Below are 17,092 nucleotides of genomic sequence, written 5' to 3' on the forward strand. Positions count from 1 at the left end.
ATCCAGAAAAGAAAAGAACCCCAAGGAGGCGCATGATGAAAAAAAACCTGTACAGTCTGACGCTGTCAGATGATGTGGTGCGCGAGGTCGACGCGCTGGCCCACCGGATGGGCACGAACCGTTCGGCGCTCGTCAACCAGATTCTGGCCGAGTACGTCTCCGTGCCGACGCCCGAGCGCCGCTGGAACGATATTTTCGAGGCCATCGAAGAGTTGATGACGCCCACGCGCGAGCTGGTGCCGTTCTTCGCCCCCGGCTCGTCCACAATGTCGCTCAAATCGAGCCTATCGTATAAGTACCGCCCGACGGTCAAGTACGAGGTCGACCTGAGCAATGGCGACGCCCAGACGATGGGCACGCTGAACATCGTGTTCCGCACACAGTCGGCGGCGCTGATCTCCGCAATGACGAGCTTCTTCCGGCTCTGGGTGCAAATCGAAGACAAGTGCCTCGCACCGCTTCTCGGCAGCTCCATTTCCTGCGCGCTGTACGACGGGCGCTTCGTCCGTCCGCTCGCGATGCCGCGCGGAAAGGCGCTGACTGCCGATGATGTCGCCGGTGCGATCAGCGCTTATGTCCAGCTCTTCGACCGGCTGCTCAAGGGCTATCTCGACGGCTCGCTCTCCGCGAGCGATGTTGAAATGGCCTACCGCGGCGATCTGCGAAGCAGAACGCTGCTGATTTAATCACTTAATTGTAAAAAACACGAATTTGAGGTGAACTTGAATGAATGCTGAAAAATATACGCAAAAGGCTTTGGAAGCCGTCAAGACCGCGCAGAACATGGCGCAGGAAAACGGCAACCAGTATCTGACCACCGAGCATTTGCTCTATGCCCTGCTCGATCAGGACGGCGGACTGATTGGGTCACTGTTCGGTAAGATGGGCGTCGATTGCGACGGCTTACTCTCCGAGCTCGACACGCTGATCCGCAATCTGCCCCGCATCTCCGGCGGCAGCGGCGAGGTGTACGCCTCGCCCGAGGTCGGCAAGATCCTGAACCTTGCCGAAAAGACCGCCGAAAAGCTGCACGACGAGTATCTCTCCGTTGAGCACCTGATGCTCGCCATCTTCTCCGAGGGCTCGCAGAGCGTGCGCCAGCTGCTCTCCGACCACGGCATCACGAGAAGCCGCTTCTCCGATGAGCTTGCGAAGGTCAAGACCTCCCCCGTGACGAGCGACAATCCCGAGGATTCCTACGACGCGCTCAAGAAGTACGGCACGGACCTCGTCGAGCGCGCCCGCACGAAGGAGCTTGACCCCGTCATCGGCCGTGACGCAGAGATCCGCAACGTCATCCGCATTCTGTCGCGTAAGACGAAGAACAACCCCGTGCTCATCGGCGAGCCGGGCGTCGGCAAGACGGCCATCGCCGAGGGCCTTGCCCAGCGTATCGTGCGCGGCGATGTGCCCGAAGGGCTCAAGGACCGCACGATCTTCTCGCTCGACATGGGCGCGCTGATCGCGGGCGCGAAATACCGCGGCGAGTTTGAAGAGCGCTTAAAGGCCGTTTTGAACGAGGTCAAGAAGTCCGACGGCAAGATCATCCTCTTCATTGATGAGCTGCACACCATCGTCGGCGCGGGCAAGACCGAGGGCAGCATGGATGCCGGCAACCTCTTAAAGCCGATGCTGGCTCGCGGCGAGCTGCACTGCATCGGCGCGACCACGCTTGACGAGTACCGCCAGTATATCGAAAAGGACGCCGCCCTCGAGCGCCGCTTCCAGCCTGTCATGGTCAACGAGCCAACGGTCGAGGACACCATTTCCATCCTGCGCGGCCTGAAGGAGCGCTATGAGATCTATCACGGCGTTCGCATCCACGACAACGCGCTTGTCGCCGCCGCGACGCTCTCCGACCGCTATATCACCGACCGTTTCCTGCCCGACAAGGCCATCGACCTCGTCGATGAGGCCTGCGCGATGATCCGCACGGAGATCGACTCGATGCCCGCAGAGCTCGACGATCTGCGCCGCAAGATCATGCAGCAGGAGATCGAAGAGATGGCCCTCAAGAAAGAGGACGACCAGCTCTCCCGCGACCGTCTCGAGGAGCTCAAGAAAGAGCTTGCCGATGAAAAGGAACAGTTCAACGCCATGAAGTCCCGCTGGGAAGCGGAAAAGAGCGGCGTGGACAGCGTGAAGCAGCTCAAGAGCCAGATCGAGCAGATGCACGGCGAGATCGAGCGCGCGCAGGCGAACCTTGAGTACGAAAAGGCCGCAAAGCTCAAGTACTCCGATCTCCCCGCCCTCGAAAAGCAGCTCAAGGACGCCGAGGCCGCGGCCGAAAAGCACACGGGCGACAACTCCATGGTGCACGACACCGTAACCGAAAACGAGATCGCCGATATCGTCGGCAAGTGGACGGGCATCCCCGTCAGCCGCTTGATGGAGGGCGAGCGCGAAAAGCTGCTGCGCCTCGACGAAATCATTCACAAGCGTGTCGTCGGTCAGGACGAGGCCGTGCGTCTCGTGACCGAGGCCATCCAGCGCTCGCGTGCAGGCATCGCAGACCCGAACCGCCCGATCGGCAGCTTCCTCTTCCTCGGTCCCACGGGCGTTGGCAAGACGGAGCTTGCAAAGTCCCTCGCCGACTGCCTGTTCGACGATGAACACAACCTCGTGCGCATCGACATGACCGAGTACATGGAGAAATTCTCCGTCTCGCGTCTCATTGGTGCCCCTCCGGGATACGTCGGCTATGACGAGGGCGGTCAGCTCACCGAGGCCGTGCGCCGCAAGCCGTACAGTGTCGTGCTGTTCGACGAGGTCGAAAAGGCGCACCCGGACGTCTTCAACATCCTGCTGCAAATTCTCGACGACGGCCGCATCACCGATTCGCAGGGCCGCACGGTGGACTTTAAGAACACGATCATCATCCTGACCTCGAACCTCGGCTCTTCCGAGCTGCTCGACGGCATCCAGCCGGACGGCAGCATTTCCGAGAGCGCCCGCGCCGCCGTCATGGGCGAGCTGCGCCGCGCGTTCCGTCCGGAATTCCTGAACCGTCTCGACGAGATCATCATGTTCAAGCCCCTCACGAAGGAGAACCTCAGCGGCATCATTGACATCCTGATGGAAGGTCTTAAGAAGCGCCTTGCCGACAAGACGCTGAGGCTCGAAGTCACGGATGCGGCCAAGAGCCTCATCATCGAGCGCGGCTTCGACCCGATCTACGGTGCGCGTCCGCTCAAGCGCTACCTCCAGAGCGCGGCAGAGACGCTGATCGCCAAGGAGATTTTGCGCGGCGACCTCGCCGCGGGCAGCACGCTTGTGCTCGACGCCGAAAACGGCGAGCTGAGCTGCCGCAAGAAGTAAATACGCGTGAAAAGCCGCCCATTCGGGCGGCTTTTCCCGTTTCGCTACCGATAGTAGCGGAATACTTGGTGGACTTTTGCGCCAAAAACTGCTACGATAGCGCCATCAAGGCAAAGGAGACTTTCTATGGACAACGAACTCGGCGCGCGCATCCGCACGCTTCGAAAGGAGCGCGGGCTGTCACAGGAGGCGCTGGCGCAGGCACTCGAAGTCTCGCGGCAGGCCGTGACAAAGTGGGAGGACGGCTCGTCGCTGCCGAGCACGGCGAACCTCTTCGCACTCTCGGGCTTTTTCGGTGTTCCGCTCGCAGAGCTGACCGGCACACCAGATGGGAACGCTCCCACAAGCATATCGGAGAAAACACGCGATAAGCGCACAAAGACCCTGCGCATCAGTGCATGGGTTCTGCTGGCTATCAGCGTACCAACACTCATTTGGTGCGCGGTGCAGCATTTTACTGCCGAGCCATTCATTCCAGAGGAACCGGTTCCGCCCAATGCGATTATCGGTTACGCTGATACCACAACGTACATCTATACCGTCAGCAAATTGCCCACTTATCTGTTTTGGGGCGCGCTGCTGCTCTTTGTCGTGGGACTTGGTGTGCTGATAGGATTGAAAATCAAAAGGTGGAAAGGAAAAACACATGACGGGCAAGATTAAAGTTTTATTGCCGCTGCTGCTCATTTTTCTACTTGTCGGCTGCGGCAAAACGGATGACGGCCTGACCATCGAGGGCCACGACTGGACATACGCAAACGCCATCGACAGCGAGGGGCAGCCGCTCGACCTCCCTGCCCTCACCTGCGCCGCGCAGGACGGCACGCTGACGGTCACGGATTCAGACGGCAGCACGCAAAGCGGCACATACACCCTCACCCAGCACGATGCGAACGACGTCCTCTATGATCTTACGCTGGATAGCGAGACTGGTACGGCGCTTGTCGGCGTCACGGAATACACCGATGCTGCAGGGGAGAAAAGCGGTGAGTATACGCTCATTTTATCGCTGCCAGAGCGGACGGTTTATTTTCGTGCCGATATGGCACAATGAATCAAGGCCGCCCGAAAGGGCGGGGTTTTCCCTGCACCGTGCATGGGGCGAGTCAAAGGGGCCATTCTCTTTCGCAAAAGAGAATGGCCCCTTTGGAACCCCAAGAGAAAGGCTTTGATTGGCAATCTGGAGCTCGAACAACTTTCATGCCTCCGGAGTGAAAGTACCTGCGTGGCGGCATTGCTAACGCTCGCCGCCATTGGTTTTACTATACGATTTGCCTCTGCTTCTATTATCCGCTGCCGCTCTGCCCATCTTATAGAAGTGCGCAGTAATCACCGTCTACCGGAGTGCTAATCAATGCGGTGAGCGTAGCAATGCCGCATTCGGCTGGCAGTCCGCCGCCAAGCAAACGTCACTCGCGCCTCACGATAGTAAGGCGCGGTTGCAACATGCAACGAAACGCAGGGGTTCATGGCGAAGCCATGTACACCGCAGTGCAATCCGCAGGCTGCGCAGTTCTTCAAGTGCCTGACTGCCAATGTGCGGGGTCAAGGGGCAAGGCCCCTTGCGTTCTCTTGGGGGTTCAAGGGGGCCATTCTCTCACGTGAGAGAATGGTCCCCTTTCCCGCATTCCCTGCGCCGCGCAGGGAATCCCATTGCTGCCTTCAGGCAGCAAAAGCCTGTAGAGCACTATTGCCTTAATAACCTATTGATCTCACGCTTTGCAAGCGCAGTGACACCCTCAAAATCCACGCAGGGATGGTATGCATTCTCCAGCGCATCGTGCGCTTTTTTGGCGTCCGACAGTGCGCCCACAGCCTCATCTAAAAGTGACGCCTCCACGCGGCGCGTGAAGCGCAGCTTCGCCTTCTGCGCGCGCGTGAGCTTCTCCTCCGCCATCGCGTCGAGACGCAGGCGGCGGTAGGGCTTCCCGCCGTACGGGTTGCGCGCGTTCGTTGTGATAAACGCCAGCCCTTTTTCCGGGATCAATACGTGATGGAGCTCCCGCGGCCGGTCTGGATTCGGGCAGGCGATGATGTCGAAATGCTTCGCCTGTGCCGCCTGCACGACGGTCTCAAGCATTTCGTTTCCCAGCCCCGCACTGTCGATGATGGCATAGATGCGCGGGCAGAGGGCTTCGACGGTGTCGAACCGGCAAATCTCGCCCCGATGCGTCACACCGCCCAAAAACGCGCGGTCGACGCGCCCGCTGCCGCCTCCCTCGCCGCGCAGCTCGCGTGCGAGAATGCCGTCGGTGCGGCGGCGGAGCTTCGAAAAATCCATCTGCGCGTGCATTGCCACGCGGCGCTCGCTCTCCACCTCGCCCATCGCGCGCAGGATGCGATAGGCGCTGCGGTAGTGTGCGCGATATTCGTCGCTCAGCGCGACGATCTCCGCGCGGCGTACCTTAGCCGCGTCCACATCGTAGAAGCGTGTCAGATCGACATAGCGTTCGCTCGCGACCGCATAGGTCGGCTCGAGCACGTGCGGGCTGGTGCCATCGACAATGGCGGCGTTACGGTCCAGAAAGATCGCAGCGTCGAGTGAATCGGGGTCGCCCGAGCAGTTGATGTACACGACGCGCTCGCCCGCGCGCTCCATCGCCGCGCCCACGCGGCGCATGAAGGTCGACTTGCCGCAGCCCGGGCCGCCTTTCAGAATCATCAGATCGTCGAGCCGACCGCCCAAAAGCTGGTCATAGAGCGAGAAAAAGCCCTCTTCGCTGTTTGCGCCGAGGAAAAAGTACACCGGTTTCATAAGATCCCTCCCAAAATTGGTGCTTTCTCCATAGCGTATGCGTGCGTGGCTGTCCCCGCTTCCCGCCCTTCCCAAATCTTGTTTGTTAGGCAGCAACATTCCGTCATTCAGGAATGAAAAAAGCTCCGTTTGGGATTCCCAAACAGAGCCTTTTTATGTACTTTCTTACGCCGTGAAGATCTTGTCCTCCGCTCTGCGCGTGTAGTCGCGTTCGAGCATCGCGCGGTGCGAGAGGAACGCGGGATCATCGAAATACTTCGCACCCATCGGGCAGTTGCGCACGCAGGAGTGGCATTTGATGCACACGCCCACGACCTCGGTGACATCATCGGGATTGATCGAGCCCATCGGGCAGAGTGAGGCGCACACACCGCAGTGGATACACTTGTCGAGGTCGGTCTTGGGCTTCGCCTTCAGAAACACCTTCGGTTCGCCATCGAGGCCCAGCGGGCGGTAATACGGCGCGTCGGCGTCACCGTCGACCGTGACGGGCGCGGGATACTCGGTCATCCGCACGATGCGGCCCACGACCGCGGAACCGAGCTTTGCAAGCTCCGCCATATCGTCAGAATCGGGTCTGCCGTTGGCAAGCGCGTCGGTAAAAGCGTGACGGCAGGCAAACGCGCCCGCGCCGATGGTATGGAAGCCGTCCGCTTCCAGGCAGGCGCAGAGCTCGGCAAGCGAATTGTCGAAGCTGCGGTTGCCGAACGTCACGACCGGTACAGCCAGCGCGCCGTTTCCGTGAAAGCCGGACTTCACAAAGTCGAGCAGCTTATTTGGAAGCTTGCCCGCGTAGGTTGGCATACCGAATACGACAAGGTCGCCCACGGCAAACTCATACGCTTCCTCGCGCGCGGCGGGCAGCGTGAAATCGCGCACCTCGAGCGGCACGTCGAAGCTGACGGCAAGGGCATTTGCAAGCGTGGTGGTCACCTTTCTGGTGTTGCCGGTGGCGCTGAAATAGACTGCGTAAACCTGAGAAATGTTCATGGGAATCGGCCTTCTTTCTTTATTGTTCGGGGCGCTGCCCGGCCTTACAGGGAAAAATCCTCGGAGGTATACTGATCGCGCAGTGTGGCGGGTCTCGGCGGCACACGCTTGAGCGGATCATAGCAAAAGTGACGGCAGTGGTCAGCGGAATCGACCACGCCGCGGCGGGAACAGATGACCTGCCCTTCGCTGATGACAGATCCGCTCTTGCAGTAGGCGCAGTGCTTTTCAATGTCCTTGCGGAACAGATGGAACATGGTCTTCCCTCCCCTTTCCTGGTCACATGCTGCGCACAACGAGCTTGCCGTCCTCCATCGACGCACGGATCTGCGTAACGGGATGCTCGTAGGAATCGATGATCTGCGCGGCCATGACGTCTTCGAGCTCTTTCTGAATGGTGCGGCGCAGATTGCGCGCGCCGTAGGTCGCGGAGTAGGACTTCTTGACGAGGTAGTCCTCAACATCCTCGTCCCACGTAAAGTGCAGGCCCTTGTCCTCAAGGCTCTTTTGCAGCTCATCGAGCATGATGTGGGCGATGCCGGCGAAGTTCTTCTCGTCAAGGCGGTTGAAGCAGATGACCTCGTCCACACGGTTCAGGAATTCGGGGCGCAGGAACTCGCCGAGCGCCTTCATAGCGCGGTCGCGGTTCTGCTCGTTCACCGTGTGGCCGAAGCCGACGGTGCCCTCCTTGCGCTCGCTGCCCGCGTTGGATGTCATCACGATGACGGTGTTTTCAAAATTGACCTTGCGGCCGTGGGAGTCAGTGATCTCGCCGTCGTCGAGAATTTGCAGCAGGACATTCATCACGTCAGGGTGCGCCTTTTCAATCTCGTCGAAAAGGATGACGGCGTAGGGCTTGCGGCGAATCTTTTCGGTCAACTGGCCGGCTTCATCATAGCCGACATAGCCCGGGGGCGAGCCGACGATGCGGGAGACCGAGTGCTTTTCCATAAACTCGGACATGTCGAGGCGGATCAGCGCATCGGGCGAGTTGAAGAGGTCCTGCGCCAGCTGCTTGACAAGCTCGGTCTTGCCGACGCCCGTGGGGCCGACAAAGATGAAGCTCACCGGCTTGTGCTTGGGCGAAATGCCCACGCGGTTGCGGCGGATAGCCGCAGCGACAGCCTCGACAGCCTCGTCCTGACCAACGATGTGCTCTTTTAAGCGCTTGTCAAGCTCGCTCAGACGGCGGAACTCGTCTTCACGGATACGCGAGGCGGGAATCTTCGTCCAGAGCTCGATCACGCGGGCGAGGTTGTCCATCGTGAGCTGCGGGTCACCCTGCGCGCAAAGCTCGTCGAGCTCGGTCTGCGCCTTGATGGTAAGGCTCTTGAGCTCGGCCAGCCGCTCGAAGTCGGGTTCTTCTGCGCCCTGCAACAGCTCGCGCTCCTTGTCGTAATCCTCGATCTCGCGGCGCAACTCCATGCGGCGGTTGATGTTCTTGTCGTGCAGGTTCAGATCCGAGCATGCCTCGTCGATGAGGTCGATGGCCTTGTCGGGCAAGAAACGGTCGGTGATGTAGCGCTCGGATAGCAGCACTGCCTGACGCAGAATGCCCTCGGGAATTTTGACACCGTGGAACTGCTCGTAGTAGTGGGCGATGCCCTTCAAGATTTTGAGCGTATCCTCCATGTTCGGCTCATTGACCGTGACCGGCTGGAAACGACGCTCAAGTGCGGTATCCTTTTCGATGTGCTTGCGGTACTCGGTAAAGGTCGTCGCGCCGATGACCTGAATTTCGCCTCGGGAGAGCGCAGGCTTCAAGATGTTGGCGGCGTTCATGCTGCCCTCGGCGTCGCCCGCGCCGACGATGTTGTGCACCTCGTCGATGACAAGGATGACGTTGCCCATCTTGCGGATTTCCTCGATGAGGCCCTTCATGCGGCTCTCAAACTGGCCGCGGAACTGCGTGCCCGCGACGAGCGCGGTGAGGTCAAGAAGATAAACCTCCTTGCTTCTGAGCTTGAAGGGCACGTCACCCGCGACGATGCGCTGGGCGAGGCCCTCGGCAATGGCCGTCTTGCCGACGCCCGGCTCACCGATCAGGCAGGGGTTGTTCTTCTGGCGGCGGTTCAAGATTTGGATGACGCGCTCGATCTCCTCCTCGCGGCCGACGACCGCGTCGAGCTTGCCGTCGCGTGCGCGCTGGGAGAGATTGATGCAGTAGGAGTCGAGGAATTTGTGCTTGCTCCCCTTTTCGACCTTCTTGTTGCTGCGCGGGCTCTGCGTCTGCTCGGCCTCGTTGCCATTTTGTGCGTCGTTCGCAGCGGGATTTCCGCCGAAAAAGCGGCTCAGGAACGGGAATGTGGCGGTCTTGCCGTCCTCGTCCTCGTTATCGGCGTCCGGATCGTCGGCGTCGGTCAGACCTTCGAGGTTTTCCGCGCCGCCGAAGGCGCCCATCATTTCATTGGAGATATTGTCAAGGTCCTCATCCGTGATGCCCATGCGGCGCATCATCTCGTCCACCTGCGGCAGTCCGAGATTTTTCGCGCACTTGAGGCAAAGTCCTTCGTTGACGTTCTGCCCGTTTTCCTGACGGGTGATGAACACAACGGCGATATTCTTTTTACATCTGGAACAAAGTTGCGGCTGCATAGTATTTCCTCCTTGGGGTAAAGATCAGGGTAACAGCGCGGCGACAAGCCCGCGCGGAGTATGACTCATAAAAAACGATAACAGATACGTGCCCTCGTAGTCGGCAAAGGCCTTGATGCCGAGCTTCGGTGCGACATCGCAGACGAGAAACAGCAAAAGTGCGCCCTCGATCAGGCCCAGCGCGCCGCCGCCGATGGTGTTGAGCGCGTTCAGCACTGGCAAGTCTAACACCTTGTCAATGCCCCCCGTCACTAAGCGGAGCAGCAGCGTGAGCACCAAAAAGCACAGCACGAACACGAGTGTCCTCACCACGCTGCCGAGCAGCGTCCTTACGGCGGCAAGCGCTGCGTCGCGCGCGGCATTTCGAAGCGACTGACGCACCGCGCCGTCGAAATCGAAGCGCAGCAGCTTTTTGAGAAGGCCTGTCACCGCGAGCGGCGAATCGTCCTGCCAAACGTTTTCCGCGTCCTGCGCGGCGTCGCCGTTTGGCGTTTCACCCGAGGCGTTGCTCTCCGCCGGGGTCTCCCCCTCGATCTGCGGGACATCCCCCTCCGGTGTCTGCGATTCGGTATCAAACCACTCCTCCACGCTCTTTTCAAGGCGCGGCATCAGCATGTCGGTCACGGGCTCGGTCAAAGCATCGGTCAGGAGCGACGCGCCGATCAGCGCGAGCACGATTGCCGCCAGCGCCATAAAGCTGCGGAACAGCCCCCGCTTGGCGCCGAACACGACGCTTAAAATGAGCACGAGCGCGAAGACTGCATCGATCATAAGACCATTATTCACGTTTCCCGCGCTCCTTTCAAGTCATAAATTGTAACATTTTTAGCGTTTTACAGAAATTACGGAATATAAAGCCAGGCGGACGACGAGCCGATCAGCACCGCCGTACCATCCTCGCGCATGATGACAGAGCGCGCGTACTCCGTGCCGTCCAGCCGCGCGTATTCCTGCAGCTGCGGCGTGTAGAGCACCAGACTGTCGCTGTACAGCACGGCGATATACTTCCCCGCCGCGGACATGGACAGAACCTCCTGACTGCTGTCGAGACTTGCCATCTCTGTACCGTCGGACGAGACAGTCACGAGCTTCATGGTGCTACCCGAGCGGTAGCGGCTCAGCAGCAGCGCCGCGTAGTTGTCGCCGCCCATGCTCGAACCGCGCAGATACGGGTATTCGTAGCGATAGCTGCCGGAAAGCGTACCGTCCGATGAAAAGAGCGTCAAGCTCTCGTCCGTCAGGCACGAGAGCGTACCGGCCACGCTGTCGAGCGATAGCAGGAGCGAGCCCGTGAGTGTGTTGACTGAATCGGCCTTATCACTGCCGAGGGAGTAAATGCTCACCGTGTCGGCGAATGTGCCGTCCGACTCGCCGAGCGTCACCGCCGCCATGCGCTTGCAGTCGCGCATGACGACCGCGTCGATGACATAGTGCTCCGAGGAGTTGAAGGCAAACGTCTTCTCGCCCGAAGCGTCGTACACCGTAACAGCGGACTTGTAGCCGCTCTTTTCGGCGTTGAGCGCCAGATAGTCCGAGGAATTGACGCTGACCGACAGGATATTGCCGCTGCACTCGCCGCTCATATCGCGCACAAGGCCGCTTGCAGAGTAAATAAAAAGCGTCTGCCCGCCGATATCATAGACCGCGGCGGTCTGGCCGCCGACAGCGATGGCGGGATTCGTGAGCTTCACACTCATGCTGTCCACCACGCTGCCGCTGCTGCTGTAGATCGACACGCCCGTCGTCGAAGCGACGATCAGATGGTCGCCGAGCAGCGCAAAGGTGTTGCTGCGGTCGTTGCTGAACGAGTACATCTCCACCTTGCCCTGCTCATCCTGCGTGACCTTATTGTAGGAGAAAAGGCGGCGCACACTGTCAAGGCTGCTCAGGTCCTTCCACGCCGCGGCGACGACCACGGCCAGCACGACCACAAGCGCCAGAATCACCATCAGCGCCCGCTTGAGCCCGCCGCCGGAGCGGCGCGGGGCCGCCTGCGAGCGCCTCAGCTCCTCGCGTGTTCCCTTTTCCTCTTTGAGATCATTCATTGAGCCGTTCATCCTCATACCAAAGTCTCGTCATGTACAGTCCGCCCGGCGGCACCGTGGGGCCGGCGAGCGAGCGGTCGCCGGAGGCCAGGATCTCGGGGATGTCCTCTGGCGTGAGCTTCCCCTCGGCGGCGTAGAGCACCGTGCCGGTGATCGCCCGTACCATGTTATACAGGAACCCGTCCGCGCAGACCTTGAGTTCCAAAAGATCACCCGAGCGCGACACGCGGCAGTAGTGCACGGTGCGCACGGTGGTCTTCGTCTCCGTGCCGACAGAGCGGACGGCGCGGAAATCGTGCGTGCCCTCAAAGGCGCGCGCCGCGCGGTCCATCACCTCTTCGTCGAGGTGCTTGGGGTAAAAGTACGCCCGATTGACATAGAACGGGTTTTTGATGCGGGAATTATAGATGCGATAGGTGTATTCCTTTTTTTGACACGAGAGGATCGCGTTGAAATCCTCCGCCACCTCAAGCGCCTCGCGCACGACGATATCCTCCGGCGTGTGCGTATTGATGGCAAACGGCAGGCGCTCGACCGGAATGCGCGACTCGGTATGGAAATTGGCGATGTAGCGCTCGGCGTGCACGCCCGCGTCCGTGCGGCCGCAGCCGACGAGCTTGACGTTCCCGCCGCAGACATTTGAGAGGCCCTTTTCCATCGTCTCGCAGACGCTTGAGACCGTCTTCTGCACCTGCCAGCCGTGATAGGCCGTGCCGTTATACATGAGCTTGAGGGCGATGTTTCGCATAAAAGCGTCCTTTCTTCTTATCGCAGCGCGATGACCGCGGCCACGAGCACGGCATAATAGCCGAGCACCAGATAGTCGCGCGTCTGGTAGTGCAGCACATTGAGCTTCGTGCGGCCTTCGTCGCCGTGGTAGCAGCGGCATTCCATGGCCGTCGCCAGCTCGTCGGCGCGGCGGAACGCGCTGACAAACAGCGGCACGAGCAGCGGCACGAGCGCCTTGGCGCGCTGCATGAGGCTGCCAGTCTCAAAGTCGGCGCCGCGCGCCTTCTGCGCGGACATGATCTTATCCGTCTCCTCGATGAGCGTCGGGATGAAGCGAAGCGCGATCGACATCATCATCGCGAGCTCATGCACGGGGACCTTGATCTTCTTGAGCGGACCCAGCAAACTCTCCAGACCGTCCGTCAGGCGGATGGGAGAGGTCGTATACGTGAGCAGGAACGTTCCCATGATCAAAAGCGTGATGCGCAGCATCATCGTGATGGCGGCGCGCACACCCTCGATCGTAATGCGGAAGATCCAAAAATGGCACAGCTCCGTGCCGGGGGTGTAAAAGAGGTTCAAAAGCGCCGTGAACGCGATAATGAACAGCACCGGCTTTAATCCCTTGAAAAGCGCCTTCGCGCCCACGCGCGAGATGCGCACGGCGACAATCAGCGTCAGAATGAGAACGCCGTAGGCAATGTAGCTCTTCGCCGTAAAGAGCGCCACGACGTAAAACACCGTGACGAGGAGCTTTGTGCGCGGGTCGAGCTTATGGGCGAGCGTGTCGCCCGGGAAAAACTGGCCGAGCGTGATATCCTTCAGCATTTTTTGCCGCCCCCTCTCTTGAGCGCGACAAGCTCTTTGCTGAGCTCATCGACGGTGTAAACGGCGGGGTTGATGGCAATGCCTTTATCGCGCAGCGCCATCGCGACGCGCGTGACCTGCGGCACGTCAAGGCCCGCGGTCATCAGCTCGTCGCCGCGGGCGAAGACCTCGCGCGGCGTGCCGCTCATGAGCACATGGCTGTCCGACAGGACAACGATGCGGTCGACGTTTTTCGCGATCTCCTCCATGCTGTGGCTCACGAGCACGACGGTCGTGCCGCGCGCGCGGTGGAATTCGCGAATATTCGCAAGCAGCTCTTCCCTGCCCTGCGGGTCAAGTCCCGCGCTCGGCTCGTCGAGCACGAGCACCTCGGGCTCCATCGCAATAACGCCCGCGATGGCGACGCGGCGCTTCTGTCCGCCGGAGAGGGCAAACGGCGATTTTTCCAGCAGATCGTCGGTAAGCCCCGCAAAGTGCGCGGATTCGCGCACGCGGCGGTCGATCTCGTCTTTGGATAGGCCCATGTTCGTCGGGCCGAACGCGATATCGCGGTAAACGGTCTCTTCAAAGAGCTGGTATTCCGGATACTGGAACACGAGGCCCACGCGGAATCTTACGTCCCGAATTTTCTTCGGGTCCGACCAGATGTCCTCCCCGCCAAGCAAAATGCGGCCGGAGGTCGGCTTGAGCAGGCCGTTCAGGTGCTGGATCAGCGTCGACTTGCCGCTGCCCGTGTGGCCGATGATGCCCAAAAATTCGCCGCGATAGATTGCGAGCGACATATCCTGCACCGCACTGCGGCAGAACGGCGTGCCCTCCCCGTAGGTGTGCGTCAGGTTTTCTACACGAATGATCTCTTCCAAGGTTACAGTCCTCTTAGGTAAAATTTTTCGCAATGGCGTCTGCGCATTCCTCTACGGTGATGGCATCCACGGGGACGTCCATGCCCGCCTCGCGCAGGGAAAAGAGCAGCGAGACCGTGTCCGGCACGGCAAGGCCGATGTCCTCCAGCTCCTTTTTGCGGGTGAAAACCTCGCGCGGCTTTCCGTCCATGACGACAAGGCCGTCGTTCATCACGATGACGCGGTCAGCGTGCTCGGCTTCGTTCATGTGGTGGGTGATGAGGACGACCGTGATGCCCTGCTCGCGGTTGAGCTTTTCGACGGCCGCGAGCACCTCGCGCCGGCCGATGGGGTCGAGCATGGCGGTCGCCTCGTCGAGCACGATGCACTCGGGTTTCATCGCCAGCACACCCGCGATGGCGATGCGCTGCTTCTGTCCGCCGGAGAGCAGATGCGGCGCGTGCTTGACGAACTGCGTCATGCCGACGGCCTCGAGCGCGTCGTCCACGCGCTTTCTGATCTCGGCGCTCGGCACGCCCAAATTCTCGGGAGCGAACGCGACATCCTCTTCGACGACATTTGCCACGATCTGGTTGTCCGGATTCTGAAACACCATGCCCACGCGCCTGCGAATTTCAAGCAGGAGCGATTCGTCCATCGTGTCCATGCCCTCGACATAGACCTTGCCGCCGCTTGGCAGCAGGACTGCGTTGAAGGTCTTGGCAAGCGTCGATTTTCCGCTGCCGTTGTGGCCGAGGATCACGACAAAGCTGCCGCGCTCGATGGTCACATCCACCCCGCGCAGCGCGCGGGTGTTCACCTGGTCTTCCGTGCCCGGATAGGTAAAGGCCAGGTCTTGGGTCTTGATCATTTCCATAAAAGTTGCGTTCCTTAATCGTTATCCCGAAAGAGCCTTCGGGGATTTATCGCCGCAAAGCGGCGGATTCCTTTATTCCGAGAACCAGCGGCCCGTCGCGCCGCAGGGCAGCGCGAGCCCCGTCTCCGTCACGGGCAGGCCCAGCTCGTCCCACGTGACCTTGCCGCCGTACTTTTCCGCAACGAGCAGGTGCAGCATGTAGCCGAGCACCGAGGGAGCGAGCCCCGTCGTATACGAGTTGATGATGACAAAAAGCGGCTTGTCCGATAAGACCTGCGCGCAGAGCTTCACGAACGGGAAAAGATTGTCCTCCAACTTCCAGACCTCTCCTCCGGGGCCGCGGCCGTAGCTCGGCGGGTCCATGATGATGGCGTCATACACCTTGCCGCGGCGGATCTCACGCTCGACAAATTTCGCGCAGTCGTCGATGATCCAGCGCACCGGCGCATCGGAAAGGCCGCTGACACGCGCGTTCTCGCGCGCCCAGTTGACCATGCCCTTTGCCGCATCCACGTGGCAGACCTGAGCGCCTGCCGCCGCACACGCGACAGTCGCGCCGCCGGTGTAGGCAAAGAGGTTCAGCACGCGGATGGGCCGGCCCGCGTTTTTGATCTTCTCGCGCGCAAAATCCCAGTTGACGGCCTGCTCGGGGAACAGGCCCGTGTGCTTAAAATTCATGGGCTTGACCTGGAATTTGAGATCCTTGTAATTTACCGTCCAGCTCTCGGGCAGCTTCTCCTTGTCCCAATGTCCGCCGCCTGAGGACGAGCGGTAATAGCGGCCCTGCGCGTTGCGCCAACCGCGGTTCGTGCGCGGCGTCTCCCAGATCGCCTGAGGGTCAGGCCGCACCAGAATTTGCTTTCCCCAGCGTTCGAGCTTTTCTCCGCCGCCGCAGTCCAGCAGCTCATAATCTTCCCAACCGTCCGCGATCCACATACATTTTCTCCTTTGCCGCATGGGCATACTTGCTCATAATAATCAATGTATTATACTACGCATTCGATTGAATAGTCAATGTATAAATCGTGAACGATCCTGCGCCATTCGCTTAATTTTCTTTTCCCGTGGACTTTGCCGCGCGCTTGTGGTATGCTGGCAGAAACGACACAAGGAAAGCTGGTCTTTTTTGATGGATAAACTGCTGCTGCACTCCTGCTGCGCCCCCTGCTCGGTCTACTGCGTGGACACGCTGCGCGCCGACGGGATCGAGCCCACGTCACTCTGGTTCAACCCGAACATTCACCCCTGGACGGAGTATGACGCGCGCCGCCGCACGCTGCTCGAATACGGGGAAAAAGAGCATGTAGAAGTGCATATTTTAGAGGATTACGGCCTGCGCGACTTTGTCCGCGCCGTGAGTGCGGATATCGACCACCGCTGCGCGCACTGCTACACCATCCGCCTCGGCACGGCGGCCAAATACGCCGCCGACCATGGCTACGACGCGTTCACATCGTCCCTGCTCATCTCTCCGTATCAGAACCACGAGCTCTTAAAGGCCGTGGGCGAGACGATGGGCAAGAAGTACGGCGTCGAATTCTACTACCGTGACTTCCGCCCCGGTTTTCGCGAGGGGCAGGCCAAGGCGCGCGAGATGGGCCTCTACATGCAGAAATACTGCGGCTGCATCTTCTCTGAAGAGGACCGCTATTCGACCAAGATCGAAAAGGCGAAAAAGCGCTACGCCGAAGAATAAGCAGCTTGCAAAAGGCAAGACCCGTTGGATGCTCCAACGGGTCTTTTTTCATTCTTTCGCGGCGATCAGCGCGTCGTGCATGAGCTGCAAGGCGCGCTCTGCGTCGTCGCGCAGGACGTAAAAGCTCATGAACCGCTCCCCCGCCGCAACGGCGAAGACGGTGATCTCCGCCCGTTCGAGCGCCGTGACGGCTATCTTCTCTTTCTCGATGCTCGGCAGCGCGACGCCGACCGCCGTGATGGCCGCAAGGCGGCTCCGGTCACTCTTTTTCTGCGTCACGCCGACGATGCTTATATCTTCGTCCGTTTCACAAACGACGCTGCCATTGCCCCCTTCCCTGCACGACCGCACGGTGATGGGAACGCCGCCCGCCTGCGCGAGCGCCACGCTGCGGTCGTGAAGCACCTGTGCGCCTTT

Annotated in this window: 16 protein-coding genes and 1 pseudogene; 5 read left to right on the forward strand and 12 right to left on the reverse strand. The window is 60.2% G+C overall.

Going from position 1 to position 17,092, the window contains the following annotated elements:
* The first annotated feature begins 32 nt into the window (after positions 1–32).
* The 4 genes from NI20_RS0104630 to NI20_RS0104645 all read left to right on the forward strand — a co-directional run bounded on the left by NI20_RS0104630 (position 33) and on the right by NI20_RS0104645 (position 4,372).
* On the forward strand, positions 33–686 hold the full coding sequence (locus NI20_RS0104630) for a CopG family transcriptional regulator (protein ID WP_156108555.1): 654 nt from the start codon (positions 33–35) through the stop codon (positions 684–686).
* Between the two features lie 40 nt (positions 687–726).
* On the forward strand, positions 727–3,318 hold the full coding sequence (clpB, locus tag NI20_RS0104635; protein WP_033120284.1) for an ATP-dependent chaperone ClpB: 2,592 nt from the start codon (positions 727–729) through the stop codon (positions 3,316–3,318).
* A 126-nt stretch (positions 3,319–3,444) separates the two neighbouring features.
* Positions 3,445–3,981 carry a helix-turn-helix domain-containing protein gene (locus tag NI20_RS0104640; RefSeq protein ID WP_033120285.1) on the forward strand — a complete coding sequence of 179 codons (537 nt, stop codon included), beginning with the start codon at positions 3,445–3,447 and terminating at the stop codon, positions 3,979–3,981.
* Complete coding sequence (locus NI20_RS0104645) at positions 3,965–4,372, forward strand: hypothetical protein (protein WP_033120286.1); 408 nt, start codon at positions 3,965–3,967, stop codon at positions 4,370–4,372. The genes NI20_RS0104640 and NI20_RS0104645 overlap by 17 nt, the downstream gene beginning before the upstream one ends.
* 633 nt (positions 4,373–5,005) lie before the next feature.
* Here NI20_RS0104645 and NI20_RS0104650 read toward each other — a convergent pair.
* The 11 genes from NI20_RS0104650 to NI20_RS0104700 all read right to left on the reverse strand — a co-directional run bounded on the left by NI20_RS0104650 (position 5,006) and on the right by NI20_RS0104700 (position 15,915).
* Positions 5,006–6,073 (reverse strand): hypothetical protein, encoded by a 1,068-nt coding sequence (locus tag NI20_RS0104650; RefSeq protein WP_052084436.1) that lies wholly within the window; start codon positions 6,071–6,073, stop codon positions 5,006–5,008.
* Positions 6,074–6,238: 165 nt separating this feature from the next.
* Complete coding sequence (locus NI20_RS0104655) at positions 6,239–7,063, reverse strand: 4Fe-4S binding protein (RefSeq protein ID WP_033120287.1); 825 nt, start codon at positions 7,061–7,063, stop codon at positions 6,239–6,241.
* 44 nt (positions 7,064–7,107) lie between these two features.
* Positions 7,108–7,320, reverse strand: coding sequence for a hypothetical protein (locus NI20_RS0104660; RefSeq protein WP_033120288.1), 213 nt, complete (start codon positions 7,318–7,320; stop codon positions 7,108–7,110).
* Positions 7,321–7,342: 22 nt separating this feature from the next.
* A complete protein-coding gene (locus tag NI20_RS0104665) occupies positions 7,343–9,658 on the reverse strand; it encodes an ATP-dependent Clp protease ATP-binding subunit (protein WP_033120289.1) in 2,316 nt (771 codons plus the stop codon).
* A gap of 24 nt (positions 9,659–9,682) precedes the next feature.
* Complete coding sequence (locus tag NI20_RS0104670) at positions 9,683–10,444, reverse strand: CvpA family protein (protein WP_156108556.1); 762 nt, start codon at positions 10,442–10,444, stop codon at positions 9,683–9,685.
* 56 nt (positions 10,445–10,500) lie between these two features.
* Positions 10,501–11,703 (reverse strand): DUF5711 family protein, encoded by a 1,203-nt coding sequence (locus NI20_RS0104675; RefSeq protein WP_033120291.1) that lies wholly within the window; start codon positions 11,701–11,703, stop codon positions 10,501–10,503.
* Positions 11,696–12,451 (reverse strand): tRNA pseudouridine(38-40) synthase TruA, encoded by a 756-nt coding sequence (truA, locus tag NI20_RS0104680; RefSeq protein WP_033120292.1) that lies wholly within the window; start codon positions 12,449–12,451, stop codon positions 11,696–11,698. Before truA ends, NI20_RS0104675 begins: the two co-directional genes overlap by 8 nt.
* Before the next feature lie 17 nt (positions 12,452–12,468).
* Entirely contained in the window at positions 12,469–13,260 is a 792-nt protein-coding gene (locus tag NI20_RS0104685) for an energy-coupling factor transporter transmembrane protein EcfT (protein WP_033120293.1), read from the reverse strand.
* Positions 13,254–14,123 carry an energy-coupling factor transporter ATPase gene (locus NI20_RS0104690; protein WP_052084437.1) on the reverse strand — a complete coding sequence of 290 codons (870 nt, stop codon included), beginning with the start codon at positions 14,121–14,123 and terminating at the stop codon, positions 13,254–13,256. The genes NI20_RS0104685 and NI20_RS0104690 overlap by 7 nt, the downstream gene beginning before the upstream one ends.
* A gap of 13 nt (positions 14,124–14,136) precedes the next feature.
* Complete coding sequence (locus tag NI20_RS0104695) at positions 14,137–14,979, reverse strand: energy-coupling factor transporter ATPase (protein ID WP_033120294.1); 843 nt, start codon at positions 14,977–14,979, stop codon at positions 14,137–14,139.
* 72 nt (positions 14,980–15,051) lie between these two features.
* On the reverse strand, positions 15,052–15,915 hold the full coding sequence (locus NI20_RS0104700) for a class I SAM-dependent methyltransferase (RefSeq protein WP_033120295.1): 864 nt from the start codon (positions 15,913–15,915) through the stop codon (positions 15,052–15,054).
* A gap of 193 nt (positions 15,916–16,108) precedes the next feature.
* On the opposite strand from NI20_RS0104700, the gene NI20_RS0104705 reads away from it, so the two are divergent.
* A complete protein-coding gene (locus tag NI20_RS0104705) occupies positions 16,109–16,675 on the forward strand; it encodes an epoxyqueuosine reductase QueH (protein ID WP_033120296.1) in 567 nt (188 codons plus the stop codon).
* A 48-nt stretch (positions 16,676–16,723) separates the two neighbouring features.
* On the opposite strand, the pseudogene NI20_RS15350 reads toward NI20_RS0104705, so the two are convergent.
* Positions 16,724–17,092 (reverse strand): annotated as a pseudogene (locus NI20_RS15350) (hypothetical protein); the annotation flags it as partial.

This window comes from Oscillibacter sp. ER4 (assembly GCF_000765235.1).
GTDB lineage: Bacteria > Bacillota > Clostridia > Oscillospirales > Oscillospiraceae > Hominicoprocola > Hominicoprocola fusiformis.

What these genes read in the sequence shown, in the direction of transcription:
- NI20_RS0104695 (WP_033120294.1), bottom strand. Translation starts at nt 14,979, where the DNA reads ATGGAAATGATCAAGACCCAAGACCTGGCCTTTACCTATCCGGGCACG.
- NI20_RS0104650 (WP_052084436.1), bottom strand. Translation starts at nt 6,073, where the DNA reads ATGAAACCGGTGTACTTTTTCCTCGGCGCAAACAGCGAAGAGGGCTTT.
- NI20_RS0104660 (WP_033120288.1), bottom strand. Translation starts at nt 7,320, where the DNA reads ATGTTCCATCTGTTCCGCAAGGACATTGAAAAGCACTGCGCCTACTGC.
- truA (WP_033120292.1), bottom strand. Translation starts at nt 12,451, where the DNA reads ATGCGAAACATCGCCCTCAAGCTCATGTATAACGGCACGGCCTATCAC.
- NI20_RS0104645 (WP_033120286.1), top strand. Translation starts at nt 3,965, where the DNA reads ATGACGGGCAAGATTAAAGTTTTATTGCCGCTGCTGCTCATTTTTCTA.
- NI20_RS0104675 (WP_033120291.1), bottom strand. Translation starts at nt 11,703, where the DNA reads ATGAATGATCTCAAAGAGGAAAAGGGAACACGCGAGGAGCTGAGGCGC.
- NI20_RS0104640 (WP_033120285.1), top strand. Translation starts at nt 3,445, where the DNA reads ATGGACAACGAACTCGGCGCGCGCATCCGCACGCTTCGAAAGGAGCGC.
- NI20_RS0104700 (WP_033120295.1), bottom strand. Translation starts at nt 15,915, where the DNA reads ATGTGGATCGCGGACGGTTGGGAAGATTATGAGCTGCTGGACTGCGGC.
- NI20_RS0104665 (WP_033120289.1), bottom strand. Translation starts at nt 9,658, where the DNA reads ATGCAGCCGCAACTTTGTTCCAGATGTAAAAAGAATATCGCCGTTGTG.
- clpB (WP_033120284.1), top strand. Translation starts at nt 727, where the DNA reads ATGAATGCTGAAAAATATACGCAAAAGGCTTTGGAAGCCGTCAAGACC.
- NI20_RS0104655 (WP_033120287.1), bottom strand. Translation starts at nt 7,063, where the DNA reads ATGAACATTTCTCAGGTTTACGCAGTCTATTTCAGCGCCACCGGCAAC.
- NI20_RS0104685 (WP_033120293.1), bottom strand. Translation starts at nt 13,260, where the DNA reads ATGCTGAAGGATATCACGCTCGGCCAGTTTTTCCCGGGCGACACGCTC.
- NI20_RS0104705 (WP_033120296.1), top strand. Translation starts at nt 16,109, where the DNA reads ATGGATAAACTGCTGCTGCACTCCTGCTGCGCCCCCTGCTCGGTCTAC.
- NI20_RS0104630 (WP_156108555.1), top strand. Translation starts at nt 33, where the DNA reads ATGATGAAAAAAAACCTGTACAGTCTGACGCTGTCAGATGATGTGGTG.